Origin of the sequence: Pontibacter sp. FD36, assembly GCF_015686655.1 — a bacterium.
In the GTDB taxonomy this organism is placed as follows: domain Bacteria; phylum Bacteroidota; class Bacteroidia; order Cytophagales; family Hymenobacteraceae; genus Pontibacter.
The window spans coordinates 1-350 of sequence record NZ_JADPMP010000037.1; the positions used below are offsets into that span (position 1 = coordinate 1).

Annotated in this window: 1 protein-coding gene; it reads right to left on the reverse strand. The window is 62.6% G+C overall.

The genetic code is table 11. The annotated features are described in order from the left end of the window. A partial coding sequence (locus tag I0P70_RS21240; protein ID WP_196121140.1) for a UDP-glucose/GDP-mannose dehydrogenase family protein occupies nucleotides 1-350 on the reverse strand: 350 nt, incomplete at both ends.

Here is a 350-nt window from a genome sequence, read left to right on the forward strand (position 1 = left end):
CGCTCGAGCAGCTTCTCGATGATGACCAGCGAGGGCGCCTCGCGCATGTCGTCGGTCTTGGGCTTGAAGGAGAGGCCCCACACGGCGAAGGTCTTGCCCGTCAGGTCCCCGTTGAAGTAGTTGTCCACCTTGTTGAAGAGCACCGACTTCTGACGCTCGTTGACCGTCTCCACCGACTTGAGCACCTCCATGGAGTAGCCGTTCTCGGAGGCCGTCTTGATCAGCGCCTTCACGTCCTTGGGGAAGCAGCTTCCGCCGTAGCCGATGCCCGGGTAGATGAACTTGTTGCCGATGCGGGCGTCCGAGCCGATGCCGCGGCGCACCATGTTCACGTCGGCGCCCATGATCTC